15 protein-coding genes are annotated in these 15,727 nt (G+C 66.6%); 12 read left to right on the plus strand and 3 right to left on the minus strand.

From position 1 onward, the window contains the following. The first annotated feature begins 11 nt into the window (after positions 1–11). Together IB227_RS15010 and IB227_RS15015 are read left to right on the plus strand one after the other, a co-directional pair. Entirely contained in the window at positions 12–767 is a 756-nt protein-coding gene (locus IB227_RS15010) for a sulfurtransferase (RefSeq protein WP_192288071.1), read from the plus strand. Between the two features lie 188 nt (positions 768–955). After that, positions 956–1,948 (plus strand): LLM class flavin-dependent oxidoreductase, encoded by a 993-nt coding sequence (locus IB227_RS15015; protein ID WP_192288072.1) that lies wholly within the window; start codon positions 956–958, stop codon positions 1,946–1,948. A gap of 170 nt (positions 1,949–2,118) precedes the next feature. Here the strand turns inward: IB227_RS15015 and IB227_RS15020 are convergent, their stop codons facing one another. Together IB227_RS15020 and IB227_RS15025 are read right to left on the minus strand one after the other, a co-directional pair. After that, the gene (locus IB227_RS15020; RefSeq protein WP_192288073.1) at positions 2,119–2,778 is read right to left on the minus strand and encodes an exopolysaccharide biosynthesis protein; all 660 of its coding nucleotides are present in this window, start codon (positions 2,776–2,778) and stop codon (positions 2,119–2,121) included. Continuing rightward, entirely contained in the window at positions 2,762–4,072 is a 1,311-nt protein-coding gene (locus IB227_RS15025) for a hemolysin family protein (protein WP_132862712.1), read from the minus strand. Before IB227_RS15025 ends, IB227_RS15020 begins: the two co-directional genes overlap by 17 nt. 275 nt (positions 4,073–4,347) lie before the next feature. Between IB227_RS15025 and IB227_RS15030 the strand changes: the two genes are divergently transcribed. Both IB227_RS15030 and IB227_RS15035 read left to right on the plus strand, forming a co-directional pair. Further along, positions 4,348–4,974, plus strand: coding sequence for a DUF47 family protein (locus IB227_RS15030; RefSeq protein WP_132862713.1), 627 nt, complete (start codon positions 4,348–4,350; stop codon positions 4,972–4,974). Positions 4,975–4,987: 13 nt separating this feature from the next. After that, on the plus strand, positions 4,988–6,109 hold the full coding sequence (locus tag IB227_RS15035; RefSeq protein WP_132862714.1) for an inorganic phosphate transporter: 1,122 nt from the start codon (positions 4,988–4,990) through the stop codon (positions 6,107–6,109). 370 nt (positions 6,110–6,479) lie between these two features. On the opposite strand, the gene parE is transcribed toward IB227_RS15035, so the two are convergent. Then, on the minus strand, positions 6,480–8,369 hold the full coding sequence (gene parE / locus IB227_RS15040; RefSeq protein ID WP_192288074.1) for a DNA topoisomerase IV subunit B: 1,890 nt from the start codon (positions 8,367–8,369) through the stop codon (positions 6,480–6,482). A gap of 158 nt (positions 8,370–8,527) precedes the next feature. Between parE and IB227_RS15045 the strand changes: the two genes are divergently transcribed. The 8 genes from IB227_RS15045 (at position 8,528) to truD (ending at position 15,669) form a co-directional block, all read left to right on the plus strand. After that, positions 8,528–8,779 carry a hypothetical protein gene (locus tag IB227_RS15045; RefSeq protein ID WP_132862716.1) on the plus strand — a complete coding sequence of 84 codons (252 nt, stop codon included), beginning with the start codon at positions 8,528–8,530 and terminating at the stop codon, positions 8,777–8,779. A gap of 129 nt (positions 8,780–8,908) precedes the next feature. Continuing rightward, on the plus strand, positions 8,909–10,573 hold the full coding sequence (locus tag IB227_RS15050; RefSeq protein WP_132862717.1) for a CTP synthase: 1,665 nt from the start codon (positions 8,909–8,911) through the stop codon (positions 10,571–10,573). Between the two features lie 146 nt (positions 10,574–10,719). Next, positions 10,720–11,553 carry a 3-deoxy-8-phosphooctulonate synthase gene (gene kdsA, locus IB227_RS15055; RefSeq protein ID WP_132862718.1) on the plus strand — a complete coding sequence of 278 codons (834 nt, stop codon included), beginning with the start codon at positions 10,720–10,722 and terminating at the stop codon, positions 11,551–11,553. A 177-nt stretch (positions 11,554–11,730) separates the two neighbouring features. After that, complete coding sequence (gene eno / locus IB227_RS15060; RefSeq protein WP_192288075.1) at positions 11,731–13,023, plus strand: phosphopyruvate hydratase; 1,293 nt, start codon at positions 11,731–11,733, stop codon at positions 13,021–13,023. Between the two features lie 5 nt (positions 13,024–13,028). Further along, positions 13,029–13,391 carry a cell division protein FtsB gene (gene ftsB / locus IB227_RS15065; RefSeq protein WP_132862720.1) on the plus strand — a complete coding sequence of 121 codons (363 nt, stop codon included), beginning with the start codon at positions 13,029–13,031 and terminating at the stop codon, positions 13,389–13,391. Further along, positions 13,388–14,086, plus strand: a complete 699-nt coding sequence (gene ispD, locus IB227_RS15070) for a 2-C-methyl-D-erythritol 4-phosphate cytidylyltransferase (RefSeq protein WP_192288076.1) — start codon at positions 13,388–13,390, stop codon at positions 14,084–14,086. Before ftsB ends, ispD begins: the two co-directional genes overlap by 4 nt. 51 nt (positions 14,087–14,137) lie before the next feature. After that, positions 14,138–14,638 (plus strand): 2-C-methyl-D-erythritol 2,4-cyclodiphosphate synthase, encoded by a 501-nt coding sequence (ispF, locus tag IB227_RS15075; RefSeq protein WP_192288077.1) that lies wholly within the window; start codon positions 14,138–14,140, stop codon positions 14,636–14,638. Next, positions 14,635–15,669: a tRNA pseudouridine(13) synthase TruD gene (gene truD / locus IB227_RS15080; protein WP_192288078.1), complete on the plus strand. Its 1,035-nt coding sequence runs from the start codon at positions 14,635–14,637 to the stop codon at positions 15,667–15,669. The genes ispF and truD overlap by 4 nt, the downstream gene beginning before the upstream one ends. The last annotated feature ends 58 nt before the right edge of the window (positions 15,670–15,727 follow it).

Below are 15,727 nucleotides of genomic sequence, written 5' to 3' on the forward strand. Positions count from 1 at the left end.
ACAATGCGGCCATGATCGTCAATACCGCCGCCTACCATTTCGTTGCCCTGGCCGATGCCGAGGCGTTGACCGCCACCCTGCTCGAGCGCGCCGAGGCGCTGGCGCTGCGCGGCACCATCCTGGTGGCGGAAGAGGGCATCAACCTGTTCCTGGCCGGCAGCGGCGAAGGCATCGATGCGTTCTATGCGCAGCTCACCGCCGAACCGCGTTTCGCCGGCATGCGGGTGAAGTACAGCTACAGCCAGATGCAGCCGTTCGCGCGGCTCAAGGCCAAGGTCAAGCCGGAGATCATCAGCTTCCGCCGTGACGACGGTCAGCCGCTGGACTACCCGCGCGCGCCGAGCGTGGCCCCGGCCACGCTGCAGCGCTGGCTGCGGCAGGGCCATGACGATGCTGGCAAGCGCGTGGTGATGCTCGATACCCGCAACGAGCAGGAGTTCGCGCACGGCACCTTCGCCGGCGCGCTGACCCTGCCGATCGCCAAGTTCACCGACCTGCCGGCCGCCCTGGCGCCGCACCGCGATGCACTGTCCGACGCCACTGTGGTCAGCTTCTGCACCGGCGGCATCCGCTGCGAGAAGGCCGCGCTGTGGATGCAGAACGATGGCATGCACAACGTGCTGCAGCTCGATGGCGGCATCCTGGGCTATTTCGAGGAAGTGGGTGGCGAAGGCTACGACGGCCGCTGCTTCGTGTTCGACGAACGCGTGGCGCTGGACCCGCAGCTGCAGCCGCTGGTCGACCACGACGCCAGCCAGGTCGCCTGAGGCGTCCCGAGGGCCGTTGGCCGGTAGCGGCGCGGCGAGGCCGGCTCCGGGCAGGCGCATTTCCCTGCGGGCGTACACCTGAAGCGGCAGGGCAGGGGAGTTCTGCGGAAAACAGCGTTCAGGCTTCGCCTGTTCCTTAATCGATCCAGCTCCCCCATGTTGCGTGCATCGTCTTTGGAAGCCGCACCATGATCCCCCTTTCCATCCTTGATCTCGCACCGGTCTGCGAAGGCGCCGGCCCGCGCCAGGCCTTCGCCAACATGCTCGACCTGGCCCAGCACGCCGAGCGCTGGGGCTATCGCCGTTACTGGCTGGCCGAGCACCACAACATGCCGGGCATCGCCAGTGCGGCGACCTCGGTGCTGATCGGTCATGTGGCCGGTGGGACCTCGACCATCCGTGTCGGCGCCGGCGGCATCATGCTGCCCAACCACTCCCCGCTGCAGGTGGCCGAGCAGTTCGGCACGCTGGCGTCGTTGTATCCCGGCCGCATCGACCTGGGGCTGGGCCGTGCACCGGGCACCGACCATGCCACCGCGCGGGCGCTGCGCCGCTACTTCGACAGCGCCGACCAGTTCCCGCAGGATGTCACCGAGCTGCTGCATTACTTCGAACCGGCCGAGCCGGGGCAGAGCGTGCGCGCGGTACCGGGCGCGGGCGTCGAGGTGCCGGTGTGGCTGCTGGGTTCCAGCCTGTTCAGTGCGCGCCTGTCGGCGGCCATGGGCCTACCGTTTGCCTTTGCCTCGCATTTCGCGCCGGACGCCATGGACGAGGCGGTGGCGATCTATCGCCGCGAGTTCCGCCCGTCGGCACGCCTGTCACAGCCCTACGTGATCCTCGCCTTGAACGTGGTTGCCAGCGCGTCGGAGGCGGAGTCACGCCGGCTGTTCACCACCCAGCAGCAGAGTTTCGTCAACCTGCGTCGCGGTCGCCCGGGCCTGATTCCGCCGCCCCTGGACGACATCGAGGCGTTCTGGGAGCCGCACGAGAAGTCGGGTGTGGAGCGGGCGTTGGCCTGCACCGTGCTGGGTGATCCGGCGCAGGTGGCCGAAGGGCTCAAGGCCTTCGCCGAGCGGCATCGCCCGGACGAGATGCTGGTGACCGCCAACATCTTCGAGCACCGCGCGCGGCTGCGTTCGTTCGAGCTGGCGATGCAGGCCTGGACCGAAGCCAATCGTTGACGCAGCGCAGGAGCGGCCTCGGCCGCGAAGCCGACGGATCATCCGGTCACAGGGGCCATGCACGTAGGGCTCATGCCTGCTTCGCGCCTGAAAGCGCTCCTACGATGGGCCGCCAGGGGCGGCCTTGGCCGCGAAGCCGGTGAACCCTGATAGGCGTTGCAGATGGGCGCTCAGCCGCCGGTCCAGCGCTGGAACAGCTCCAGCATGCTGCTCACCAGTTGCCCGGACCCCATGCCGAAGAACACGCCGCCGGCAATGGCGGCGATCCAGTTGAACAGCATCAACGCGCCGTCGCGCTCGATCAGTGCCAGCGCGAACAACAGCAGCTGGAAGCCGAACAGATAGTTGGTGAAGGGGATCGGCAGGCTCAGCAGGATGCCGGTGAGGATCAACAGCAGGCCCGTCAGGATCCGTGCCGGCAGCGGGTCGATCAGCAGCGGCAGGCGGGGCTTGAGCATCCGGTCCAGGCGCTGCAGCGGGCGGCTGATCCGGTTGAGGAACTTGTGCATCGTGCTGCGCCTGGGGCCGCGCCGGGCGATGAAGCCCGGCAGCCAGGGGCGCGACAGGCCGATGATCAACTGCAACCCGATCAGCAGCACCAGCGGGCCGCTGACCGCGCCGCCAACGCCCGGGATCGGGATGAAGGAGGGCAGGATGGCGATGAACAGGAACATGCCGAAGGCGCTCTGCTCCAATCCGTGCAGCACCTGCCCCAACGACAGCTGCTCGGCCGGGTCACCCTTCTCGAACATCCCCAGCAGGGTGCGGATGCCCTCGTTCTGATAGGCGTTGTCCAGTGCCGGGTCGTCCTGCTCAGCCGGTGGTGTCATCGGCATCTTCTTCCGGCAGGCGGTGCAACAGCAGCTTGTCGATGCGGGCGCCGTCCAGGTCGACGATCTCGATGCGCCAGCCGGCCCAGTCGAAGAACTCGCCGGCGTGCGGGATGCGGCCGAAATAGTGCATGCACATGCCGGCCAGGGTGTAGTAGTCGCCATCCTCGGCGTCGGGCAGGCTGGCGCCGTCCATCAGCTCCTGCAGGTCGTCCACCGGCAGCGAGCCGTCGACCAGCAGCGAGCCATCGGCGCGGGTCACCACCAGCGCGTCGTCGTCGGTGTTCTCGGCCGCCTGCAGGCGGCCGACCACGGCGCCCATCAGGTCGGAAATGGTCACCAGGCCCTGGATTTCGCCGTACTCGTCGACGACCAGCGCCATTGACTGGTGTTCCTCGCGGAAGATTTCCAGCAGCTTCATCGCATGCGTGGATTCGGACACGTACAGCGTTTCGCGCAGGTTCTCGAACAGCGAGCCGTTGCCGCCGTCCAGGCGGGTCACCAGCGACTTCACCTCGAGGATGCCGGCGATGTCCTGGTCGTGGCCGCGGTAGACGGGGTAGCGCGAGAACGCATGGTCGCGCATCGCCTGCAGGTTCTTCTCCGGCGCAGCGGTGGTGTCCAGCCAGGCAATGCGGTTGCGCGGGGTCATCAGGCTGTCGGCGGTGCGGTCGCCCAGGCGCATCACGCGGTTCATCATGTCGCGCTCATGGGTGTCGATCACGCCGGCCTCGTGGCTCTCGGCCACCAGCATGCGGATCTCCTCTTCCGTGACCGACGCCGACTCGGTCTTGCCCAGGCCGAGCACGCGCAGCACCAGTTGGGTGGAACGCGACAGCAGCCACACGCCGGGGGCGGCAATGCGGGCCAGCCAGCTCATCGGCACCGCAACGAAGCCGGCGATGTTCTCCGAGCGGGTCAGGGCGAGACGTTTGGGGACCAGTTCGCCGAAGATCAGCGTCAAATAGGTGATCAGAGCAACGGCCAGCGCCTTGCCGGTGAAATCGGAATAGGCGAAGCCCGGGGCCAGCTCATGCAGCCAGCCGGCGATCATCAGGCCGATCGATTCACCGCCGTAGACACCGGTAAGGATGCCGATCAGGGTGATGCCGATCTGCACCGTGGACAGGAAATTCTCAGGTTTTTCAGAGAGTTCCAGTGCGCGCTGGGCGCGCTTGCTGGTGGCGGCCTGCTGCTTGAGGCGGCTCTTGCGCGAGGTCATGACCGACATTTCGGACATGGCGAAGAACCCGTTCACAAGAATCAGGGCAAGTACGATGATCAGTTCAAACACGGGCGTCTCCCCGGGTTGGTGGCAGGGAGGGCGGGTGCATGCGATGGCGGCGGGCGCTCAGGAGCGGGATCCGGCGCGGCGGCGGGGGATAAGGGTCGTCGTCCATAGGGTGCGCCGTGAAGGCGCTGGCGAATAGTAGCAAACCGGGCCCCTTTCGCGGCAACGCCGTGTTCACATTTCTCGTTCAGGTGGGACGCAGGAATACCCTGATTGCCATCTAGTCGTCATAATTCGCCCCCGGTGCCGTCCCTCCCGCGACGGCGAATAGGTTCCCCATGTTTTCGTTGCAGACCATCTTTGGCTCCGGCAAGCAGTTCTACACCTACCTCGACGAGGCCGCGCAGGCCGCCTATGACAGTGCCAAGGCGCTGCACGGGATGATGCGCGAAGCCGATCGTCAGCCGGCATTGGATGCCTTCAAGCTCGCCCGTCTGCGCGAGCGCGCCGCCTCGGACAAGATCAGCCAGGCGCTGGTGGACAGCTTCATGACCCCGATCGAGCGCGAGGACATCGAAGCGCTGGGTTCGGCGCTGTACAAGATTCCCAAGCAGATCGAGAAGTTCGCCGATCGCTACTCGCTGGCCGTGCAGCACCTGGACCAGATCGACTTCGCGCCGCGCGCGGCGATGCTGGAGCAGGCGGCCGGGGTGGTGGTGGAAATGGTCAACGACCTGCGCCACATGAACCTGGACCGCATGACCGCGCTCAACGAGAAGCTGCGTGCGCTGGAGAACGAAGCCGACCGCCTGATGCTGGAGCTGTACCGCGACATCTATTCCGGTCGCCTGGACAACCTGCAGATGTTCCTGCTGAAGGAATTCTTCGAGATCCTGGAAAAGGCCATCGACCGTTGCCGCGAGGCCGGTGTGGTGGTTTACCAGATCGTGCTGAAAAACAGCTGACGGGGGCGGGTAGATGCTCACCCTCGTACTGGTGGTGATCCTGGCAGCGCTCGTCTTCGAGTTCATCAACGGCTTCCACGACACCGCCAACTCCATCGCCACCGTGGTGGCGACCAAGGTGCTCTCGCCCGGCTGGGCGGTGATGCTGGCTGCAGGCATGAACCTGATCGGTGCGCTGACCGGCACCGCGGTGGCGCTGACCATCGCCAACGGCCTGCTCAATACCGACGTGGTCGACGTGACCCCGCAGGTGATCCTGTGCGCGCTGCTCGGCGGCATCGTCTGGAACCTGATCACCTGGTGGAAAGGCCTGCCGTCTTCGTCCTCGCACGCGCTGATCGGTGGTCTGTGCGGTGCCGGCCTGGCGGCCGCGCACAACAACTGGGACGCGTTGATCTGGTCCAAGAACGTCGGCGACTGGGCGCAGAACAAGGGCCTGTTGTGGAAGGTGTTCGTGCCGATGATCACCTCGCCGGTGGCGGGCTTCCTGCTCGGCATCGTGGTGATGTGCCTGCTGTGGGCGATCATCGCCGGCATGGCGCGCGCCGGTGGCGTGCTTGGCCGCCTGGCCCGTCCGCGCTGGGTCAATGCCTTCTTCGGTAAGGCGCAGATCGTCTCGGCGGCCTACATGGGCTTCGCCCACGGCCACAACGATGCGCAGAAGACCATGGGCATCATCGCCATGACCCTGATCGGTGCCGAAGCGACCGGTGCGCTGAACGACCTGCCGTCCTGGCTGGCCTTCATGCACCCGGACGCGCATGCCGGTGACGGCATCGCGATGTGGATCGTGCTGACCTGTGCGGTGGTGATGGCTGCCGGTACCGCCTCCGGTGGCTGGAAGATCATCAAGACGCTGGGCCACAAGATGGTCAAGCTGCACCCGATCCACGGCTTCGCCGCGGAGACCAGCTCGGCGACGATCCTGACCCTGGCTGCCCACTTCGGCATGCCGGTCTCGACCACGCACAGCATCTCCACCGCGATCATGGGTGTGGGCTTCGCCAAGAACCCGAAGTCGCTGCGCATCGGCGTGATCGAGCGCATCATCTGGGCCTGGATCCTGACCATCCCGGCCGCCGGCGGCTGCGCCTATCTGATCCTCAAGCTGTTCGCGTTGATCGGCTGGAATTGATCAGTCGCTGATCGACGAAGAAGTGCGAAGGCCCGCCAGGAATGGCGGGCCTTTCTGCTTCCGGCATTTGCTCCGGTTCCCGGCGCCTCCCCTTGGCGAAGCCAAGGGGAAGGAATGAGGCTTGTCTGGCAAGCTCGTGGCGGAGCGAGGCGCCGCGCTGCCGGCAGGCGGCTGAAGCGGCCAACAAAAAGCCCGCCATGGTGGCGGGCTTCGCAGGCCGGGATGCAATCCCGGCGCTCTTGGGCGAGTCCGGCGATCAGGCTTCCAGCGAGGCCAGGTCGCCCTTGCTCTCCAACCGCGCCAAGCAGTCACATCCGTTGCGGGAATGCTTGCGCCGTCGCCACGGCTGGGGGCAATGAGTAGCCGGGCGTCAGGCTTCCAGTGAAGCCAGATCCCCCTTGCTCTCCAGCCAGCCCTTGCGGTCGGCCGCGCGCTTCTTGGCCAGCAGCATGTCCATCAACGAACGCGTCGCTTCGCTGTCGTCCACGGTCAGCTGCACCAGCCGGCGGGTATCGGGGTGGATGGTGGATTCGCGCAGCTGCGAGGGGTTCATCTCGCCCAGGCCCTTGAAGCGGGTCACGCTGACCTGGCCCCTGATCTTCTCGCGCTCGATCTTGTCCAGCATCGCGCGCTTTTCTTCCTCGTCCAGCGCGTAGAACACCTGCTTGCCCACGTCCACGCGGAACAGCGGCGGCATCGCCACGAACACATGGCCGGCATCGACCAGGGCCGGGAAGTGCTTCAGGAACAGCGCCGCCAGCAGGGTTGCGATGTGCAGGCCGTCGGAATCGGCGTCGGCCAGGATCACCACCTTGCCGTAACGCAGGCCGGACAAGTCGTCCTTGCCCGGGTCGCAGCCGATGGCGATGGCCAGGTTGTGCACTTCCTCGGAAGCCAGCACGCTGCCGGAGGCGACTTCCCAGGTGTTCAGGATCTTGCCGCGCAGCGGCAGGATGGCCTGGAAGTCCTTGTCGCGGGCCTGCTTGGCGCTGCCGCCGGCCGAGTCACCTTCCACCAGGAACAACTCGGTGCGCGACAGGTCCTGGCTGATGCAGTCGGCCAGCTTGCCGGGCAGGGCGGGGCCCTGGGTGACCTTCTTGCGGGTGACCAGTTTTTCGGTCTTCAATCGCGCGCTGGCGCGCTCGATCGCGATCTGGGCGATCTTCTCGCCCAGCTCCACGTTCTGGTTGAGCAGCAGGCTGAAGGCGTCATGCGAGGCGCCCTCGACGAAGCCGGCGGCCTGGCGCGAGGACAGGCGCTCCTTGGTCTGGCCGCTGAACTGCGGGTCGGTCATCTTCAGCGACAGCACGAACGACACGCGGTCCCAGACGTCTTCCGGGGCCAGCTTGACGCCGCGCGGCAGCAGGTTGCGGAAGTCGCAGAACTCGCGCAGCGCCTCGGTCAGGCCGGTGCGCAGGCCGTTGGCGTGGGTGCCGTGCTGGGCGGTCGGGATCAGGTTGACGTAGCTCTCCTGGACCAGCTCGCCTTCCGGCAGCCAGGCCACGGCCCAGTCGACCACCTCGGTTTCCTTCTTCAGGCTGCCGGTGAACAGCTCGGCCGGCAGCATCTCGCGCTCGCCCAGCTCGGCCTTCAGGTAGTCGCGCAGGCCATCCTCGAAATACCAGGTGTCGACTTCGCCGGTGGCTTCGTCGGTCAGCTTGACGGTCAGGCCCGGGCACAGCACGGCCTTGGCGCGCAGCAGGTGGCGCAGGGCGCGCACGTTGAACTTGGGGGTGTCGAAGTACTTCGGGTCCGGCCAGAAGCGCAGGCGGGTGCCGGTGTTCTTCTTGCCGACGCTGCCGACCACTTCCAGCGGGCTGGCGCGGTCGCCGTCGCGGAAGGTGATGCGGTGCTCGCTGCCTTCGCGGCGGATGTGGATCTCCACCAGGTTGGACAGTGCATTGACCACCGACACGCCGACGCCGTGCAGGCCGCCGGAGAAGGTGTAGTTGCGGTTGCTGAACTTGCCGCCGGCATGCAGGCGGGTCAGGATCAGCTCCACGCCCGGGATCTTCTCTTCCGGATGGATGTCCACCGGCATGCCGCGGCCGTCATCGCTGACCTCGCAGCTGCCGTCCTTGAACAGGGTGACTTCCACCGTCTTCGCGTGGCCGGCCAAGGCTTCGTCGACCGAGTTGTCGATGACTTCCTGCGCCAGATGGTTCGGGCGCGCGGTGTCGGTGTACATGCCGGGGCGGCGTTTGACCGGGTCCAGGCCGGAGAGGACTTCGATGTCGGCGGCGTTATAGCGGGCGTTCATGTATCTCGATAAGGCGCAAAGCGACGTGCGAGTTTGCGGTCTGCCGACGATTTTTGCACGCAGGGCATTCAGGGGCGGGCGAGCCGGATCGGGGTATCCTATGCCCGGTCCAAGAAGAGCCCGGTCCCGTCGGACGGGGTGTTCCCAGGAGGAATCGGATGAAATCGTCGAAAATGCTGGCTCTGGCTGCTGTTGCTGCCGTAGTGGTGGCGGTTCCCTTCGTGATGGCGCAGGACGCCGGCAAGCCGAAGGCGGGCGAGACCGCCCAGAAGGCGCCGGAAGACAAGGCCCAGAGCGAGGCCGAGCAGAAGGCCAAACGCCGTGCCGCCGCTGCCGCCCAGGACAGGGCGCAGGGCGACCAGTCGGCGCCGCGTGAAGAAGAGGAAGAGGAAGCCCGTCGCCGTCGCTGACGCGTTTCCCGCTGGATGACAGACGCCCCGGCGCAGGCCGGGGCGTCTTTTTTTTGATCTCGCCGCATCCTGCGCTTGGGTGTTTGGGCGACAACCTTTAAACTAGGGCTTTCCGGGAGGCAGTGAGCCGTGACCCCCCTTATTTTTGTTACTGGCGGTGTGGTGTCCTCGCTTGGCAAGGGCATTGCAGCCGCGTCTCTGGCCTCCATCCTCGAGGCACGTGGCCTGAAGGTCACGATGATGAAGCTGGATCCGTACATCAACGTCGATCCAGGCACGATGAGCCCCTTCCAGCATGGTGAGGTCTACGTCACCGACGACGGTGCCGAGACCGACCTGGACCTGGGCCACTACGAGCGCTTCGTCCACACCCGGTTGAGCCGCAAGAACTCGATCACCACCGGGCGCATCTACGAGAACGTGATCCGCAAGGAGCGCCGGGGGGATTACCTCGGTGCCACCGTGCAGGTGATCCCGCACATCACCGACGAGATCCGCCGCTGCATCGACGAGGCCACCGAAGGCTTCGACGTGGCGCTGGTGGAGATCGGCGGCACCGTGGGCGACATCGAGTCGCTGCCGTTCCTTGAGGCCATCCGCCAGGTGCGCACCGAGCGCGGACCGGAGAAGGCGCTGTTCATGCACCTGACGCTGGTGCCGTTCATCGGCGCTGCCGGTGAACTGAAGACCAAGCCGACCCAGCACTCGGTCAAGGAGCTGCGCTCGATCGGCATCCAGCCGGACGTGCTGCTGTGCCGTTCCGAGCACGCCATCCCGGATTCGGAGCGCCGCAAGATCTCGCTGTTCACCAACGTCTCCGAGCGCGCCGTGATCAGCGTGCCGGACGTGGAAGTGCTGTACCGCGTGCCAATGGGCCTGCATGCGCAGGGCCTGGACGACATCGTGGTCAACCAGCTCAAGCTGGGCGACAAGGCCGGTCCGGCCGACCTGTCCGAATGGGAGTCGGTGCTCGACGCCGCGCTGCATCCGCTGGATGAAGTGACCATCGCCGTGGTCGGCAAGTACGTCGACCACCAGGACGCCTACAAGTCGGTCGGCGAGGCGCTCAAGCACGGCGGCCTGCGCCAGCGCACCAAGGTCAACCTGAAGTGGCTCGAGGCGCAGGAGCTGGCCGAGTCCGGCCTTGCCAGCCTGGACGGCGTGGACGGCATCCTGGTGCCCGGTGGCTTCGGCGACCGAGGCTTCGAAGGCAAGGTGCTGACCTCCCAGTTCGCCCGCGAGCACAAGGTGCCGTACTTCGGCATCTGCTACGGCATGCAGGCGGCAGTGGTGGATTACGCACGCCACGTGGCCGGTCTGGACGGTGCCAACAGCACCGAGAACGACCGCCAGTCGCCGAACCCGGTGATCGGCCTGATCACCGAATGGCGCACCGCCAGCGGCGAAGTCGAGAAGCGCGACGAGAAGTCCGACCTGGGCGGCACCATGCGCCTGGGCCTGCAGGAGCAGCGCCTGAAGCCGGGCACGCTGGCCCACGAGCTGTACGGCAAGGACGTGGTCGCCGAGCGTCACCGCCACCGCTACGAGTTCAACAACCGCTATCGCACCCAGCTGGAAGACGCCGGCCTGGTGATCTCCGGCAAGTCGATGGACGACACGCTGGTGGAAGTGGTCGAGTTGCCGCGTGACCAGCACCCGTGGTTCCTGGCCTGCCAGGCGCACCCGGAGTTCCTGTCCACGCCGCGCGGCGGGCATCCGCTGTTCATCGGGTTCATCCGCGCCGCGCGCGAGCGCAAGGCCGGCGGTGCGCTGCTCAAGGAAGCACGCGCCTGAGGTTCGTCCCTCTCCCGACGGGAGAGGGTGCCCCGCAAGGGGCGGATGAGGGCAGGGACAGTGGTCGGCTTGATTTCACTGCGTCCTGCCCTTATTCCAGCTTCGTTCCCGACGGGGGCGAGGTTCCACCATCACGAGGTGATTGAATGAAGCTCTGTGGATTTGAAGTAGGTCTGGACCAGCCGCTGTTCCTGATCGCAGGACCCTGCGTGATCGAGTCGATGCAGCTGCAGCTGGATACCGCCGGCAAGCTCAAGGAAATCACCCAGAAGCTGGGGATGAACTTCATCTTCAAGTCCAGCTTCGACAAGGCCAACCGTACCTCCGGCACCAGCTTCCGTGGCCCGGGCCTGGAAGAAGGCCTGAAGGTGCTGGCCGAAGTGAAGAAGCAGATCGGCGTGCCGGTGCTGACCGACGTGCACGAATACACCCCGATGGACGAAGTGGCCTCGGTGGTGGACGTGCTGCAGACCCCGGCGTTCCTGGTGCGCCAGACCGATTTCATCAGGAAGGTCTGCTCGGCCGGCCGCCCGGTCAACATCAAGAAGGGCCAGTTCCTGTCGCCGTGGGACATGAAGCCGGTCGTGGAGAAGGCCAAGTCCACTGGCAACAACGACATCATGGTCTGCGAGCGCGGCGCCAGCTTCGGCTACAACAACCTGGTCAGCGACATGCGCTCGCTGGCGGTGATGCGCGACACGCAGTGCCCGGTGGTGTTCGACGCCACCCACTCGGTGCAGTTGCCGGGCGGGCAGGGCAGCAGCTCCGGCGGCCAGCGCGAGTTCGTGCCGGTGCTGGCGCGTGCCGCGGTTGCGGTGGGCGTGGCCGGCCTGTTCGCCGAGACCCATCCCGATCCGTCCAAGGCTTTGTCCGACGGCCCCAACGCCTGGCCGCTGGACAAGATGGAGGCGCTGCTGGAAACCCTGCTGGCGCTGGATTCGATCACCAAGAAGAACGGTTTCCTCGAATCCACCGTCTGATAGCTGCTTGAACCGATGGCCCGTGTTTCACGGGCCATCGGCGTTTCAGGGCCCGGCAGCGGGCCGCTTTCACCCGAAAGCAACGCCTCGCGCCGGCCTTCCCATCGTTTAAACTGCCCCGCAGTTTTACGAAACCCGTCGAATTCAGACTCAACCAACGAGCCTATCCCCCAGATCATGACCACTATCGCCAAGATCCACGCCCGTGAAATCCTCGACAGCCGTGGCAACCCCACGCTGGAAGCCGAAGTCACCCTGGCCGACGGCTCCTTCGGCCGTGCTGCCGTGCCCTCGGGTGCCTCCACCGGCACCAAGGAAGCCGTGGAACTGCGCGATGGTGACAAGACCCGTTACCTGGGCAAGGGCGTGCGCAACGCGGTGGCCAACATCAACGGCACCATCGCCACGGCACTGGCCGGCTTCGATGCCGACGACCAGCAGGGCCTGGACCGTCGCCTGATCGACCTGGACGGTACCGAGAACAAGGGTCGCCTGGGTGCCAACGCGCTGCTGGGTGTTTCGATGGCCGCCGCGCATGCCGCCGCCGCCTCGAAGAAGCAGGCGCTGTGGCAGTACCTGGCCGGCAAGACCGGCGCCACGCCGTCGCTGCCGGTGCCGATGATGAACATCATCAACGGCGGTGCGCATGCCGACAACAACGTGGACTTCCAGGAGTTCATGGTGCTGCCGGTCGGCTTCAGCTCGTTCAGCGAATCGCTGCGCGCCGGCACCGAAATCTTCCATGCACTGAAGTCGGTGCTGAAGGGCCATGGCCTGAGCACGGCGGTCGGCGATGAAGGCGGTTTCGCACCGGACTTCCGCAGCAACGTCGAGGCACTGGACACCATCCTGGAAGCCATCGGCAAGGCCGGCTACACCGCCGGCGAAGACATCCTGCTGGGCCTGGACGTGGCGTCCAGCGAGTTCTACGAGAACGGCAAGTACAACCTGGTCGGCGAGAACAAGCGCCTGACCTCCGAGCAGTTCGTCGACTTCCTGGCCGACTGGACCAGCCAGTACCCGATCATCACCATCGAGGACGGCCTGGCCGAGAACGACTGGGCAGGCTGGAAGCTGCTGACCCAGCGCATCGGCAGCAAGGTGCAGCTGGTCGGTGACGACCTGTTCGTGACCAACCCGAAGATCTTCGCCGAAGGCATCGAGTCGGGCACCGCCAACGCCATCCTGATCAAGGTCAACCAGATCGGCACCCTGACCGAGACCCTGGAAGCCATCGCGATGGCCGACAAGGCGCATTACGCCGCCATCGTCTCGCATCGCTCGGGCGAAACCGAAGACACCACCATCGCCGACATCGCCGTGGCCACCACCGCCACACAGATCAAGACCGGCTCGCTGTGCCGCAGCGATCGCGTGGCCAAGTACAACCAGCTGCTGCGCATCGAGGAAGCCCTCGGTGCCGGCGCGCGTTACGCCGGCCGTGACGCGTTCGTGTCGCTGAAGCGCTGACGCTGATGCGCAACTGGCGCTGGCTGCTGCTGGTGCTCGCGGTACTGCTGGGTTTGCTGCAGTACCGCTTCTGGTTCGGCCCGGGCAATTCGGGTGAAGTAATGATGCTCGAAGCCCAGGTCGCCAACCAGAAGCGGGACAACGACGGCCTGCAGCAGCGCAACGATGCGCTTGCTGCCGAGGTCAAGGACCTGAAGGAAGGCGAGGCGGCCATCGAAGAGCGCGCGCGTAGCGAGCTGGGCATGATCAAGCCCGGCGAGAAGTTCTATCGCGTGGTGGAGGACGCCCCCGTGGCCGCGCCGGTCGCACCGGCTGCGCCGCCGCCGGCGGCGACCGCGGTCGAGCATGGAACGGAGCCGGTGCCATGATGACCCAGGTCTGGGCGGTGGTTCCGGCGGCCGGCCGTGGCACCCGCTTCGGCGGCCCGGTGCCCAAGCAGTACCTGCTGGCCGATGGCGAGCCGTTGTTGGCGCATACGCTGCATGCCCTGCTGTCCCATCCCGGGGTGGCCGGGGTGATGGTGGCCATTGCCGAGAACGATGCCGATTGGCCGGGCTGGACCTCCTTTGCCGACAAACCGGTGCTCACCTGCGTCGGCGGCGATACCCGCGCCGCGTCGGTGCTGGCGGGGCTGCAGGCCTTGCCGGACAGCGTGCGCGCCGATGACTTCGTGCTGGTGCACGACGCCGCGCGTCCCAACCTGGACGCGGTGGATCTGACCCGCCTGCTGGAGGTCGGCCGTGCCGATCCGGTGGGTGCCATCCTCGCCGCACCGGTGCGCGACACCCTCAAGCGGGCCGGCGACGATGGCGGCATCGACCGTACCGAGCCGCGCGAACGCCTGTGGCGCGCGCTGACCCCGCAGTTGTTCCGACGCCACCAGTTGAGCCGGGCGCTGATCGACGCCGCCACTGCCGGCATCGACGTCACCGATGAGGCGATGGCGATGGAGCGGCAGGGGGTGCGTCCGTTGCTGGTGGAAGGGGCCGAGGGCAACTTCAAGGTCACCACGCCGGCCGATCTGGCCCGCTTCGAGTTCGAGCTGTCGCGCCGCGGCAGCTGATATCCCCGCTCGGCGCGCTGCGCCGGCACAGTTCTGACGTACGGTGTTGCCATGAATGCTTCCACTCCGTTTCCGCCCATCCGCATTGGACAGGGCTACGACGTCCATGCCTTCGGCGAAGGCGACCACATCATGCTGGGCGGGGTGCGCGTGCCGCACCGTTGCGGCGTGCTCGCCCACAGCGATGGCGACGTGATCCTGCACGCGCTGTGCGATGCCATGCTGGGCGCGCTGGCGCTGGGCGATATCGGCGTGCACTTCCCGCCGTCGGATGACCGTTGGAAGGGCGCGGACAGCAGCCGCTTCGTCAGCCACTGCAATGCGCTGCTGGCCGAACGGGGCTGGCAGGTCGGCAACGCCGACATCACCGTGATCTGCGAACGGCCCAAGGTCGGGCCGCATGCGCTGGCCATGCGCGAGACGGTGGCGCAGCTGCTGGGCATCACGCTGGACCGGGTCAGCATCAAGGCCACCACCAGCGAGAAGCTGGGCTTCACTGGTCGTGAGGAAGGCATCGCTGCGCAGGCGACGGTGCTGCTGGTGGCGCTGTGAGTGCGCTGCCGCTGGCGTTCGGTGCGCCGCTGTTGACGGCCTCGATCCGCAGCACGCCGGAGGATTTCCAGGTGGACGAGCTGCCGGCGTTCGAAGCCACCGGCGAGGGGGAACACCTGCTGCTCGACATCCGCAAGCGCGGCGCCAACACCGTTGCCGTCGCCAAGCAACTGGCGCAGTGGGCCGGCCTGCCGGAAATGGCGGTCAGCTATGCCGGGCAGAAGGATCGCCACGCGGTGACCACGCAGCGCTTCAGCGTGCACCTGCCCAAGCGGGTCGCCCCCGATCTGGCGGCATTGGCGTCCGACGACGTGCAGGTGTTGGCCTCGACCTGGCACAACCGCAAGCTGCAGCGCGGTGCGTTGGCGGGCAACCGGTTCAAGCTGGTGCTGCGTGACCTGCAGGGTGATGCGGCGGCCATCGATGAGCGCCTGCGACTGATCGCCGCACGTGGCCTGCCCAACTGGTTTGGTGAACAGCGCTTCGGTCGCGATGGCGGCAACGTGCCGGCCGCGCTGCAGATGTTTGCTGGACGTCGCGTGCGCAAGGACCAGCGTTCGATGCTGCTGTCGGCCGCGCGCTCGGCCTTGTTCAATCGCGTCCTGGCCGCGCGCGTGGAGCAGGGCAACTGGGGCACGCCGTTGGACGGTGAGGTATGGATGCTGGACGGCAGCCGCTCGGTGTTCGGCCCGGAACCGATGAGTGATGTGTTGGCCGAGCGCCTGGCGCGTTTCGATATCCATCCCAGCGCGCCGCTGTGGGGCGTCGGCGAGCTGCGTTCCGCCGATGCCGCGCGTGCCTTGGAAGAACAGGCGCTGTCCGACGACCAGGCGCTGGCATTGCGGGCCGGGCTTGAAGAAGCCGGCTTGAAGCAGGAGCGTCGTGCCCTGCGCTTGCGTCCGGCATTGATGCAGCACCAGTGGCTGGCCACGGACGTGCTCGAACTGTCGTTCGCGCTGCCGCCGGGGTGCTACGCCACGGCGGTGCTGCACGAACTGGGCCAGACCAACGACGCCAGCCGCGCGGAGTAGCCCCGCCAGTAGCAGCGGCCTCGGCCGCGAAGCCGATGAAAGCCCCGTCGCTTGGATT

Origin of the sequence: Stenotrophomonas sp. STM01 (genome assembly GCF_014852135.1) — a bacterium.
Lineage (GTDB): Bacteria > Pseudomonadota > Gammaproteobacteria > Xanthomonadales > Xanthomonadaceae > Stenotrophomonas > Stenotrophomonas capsici.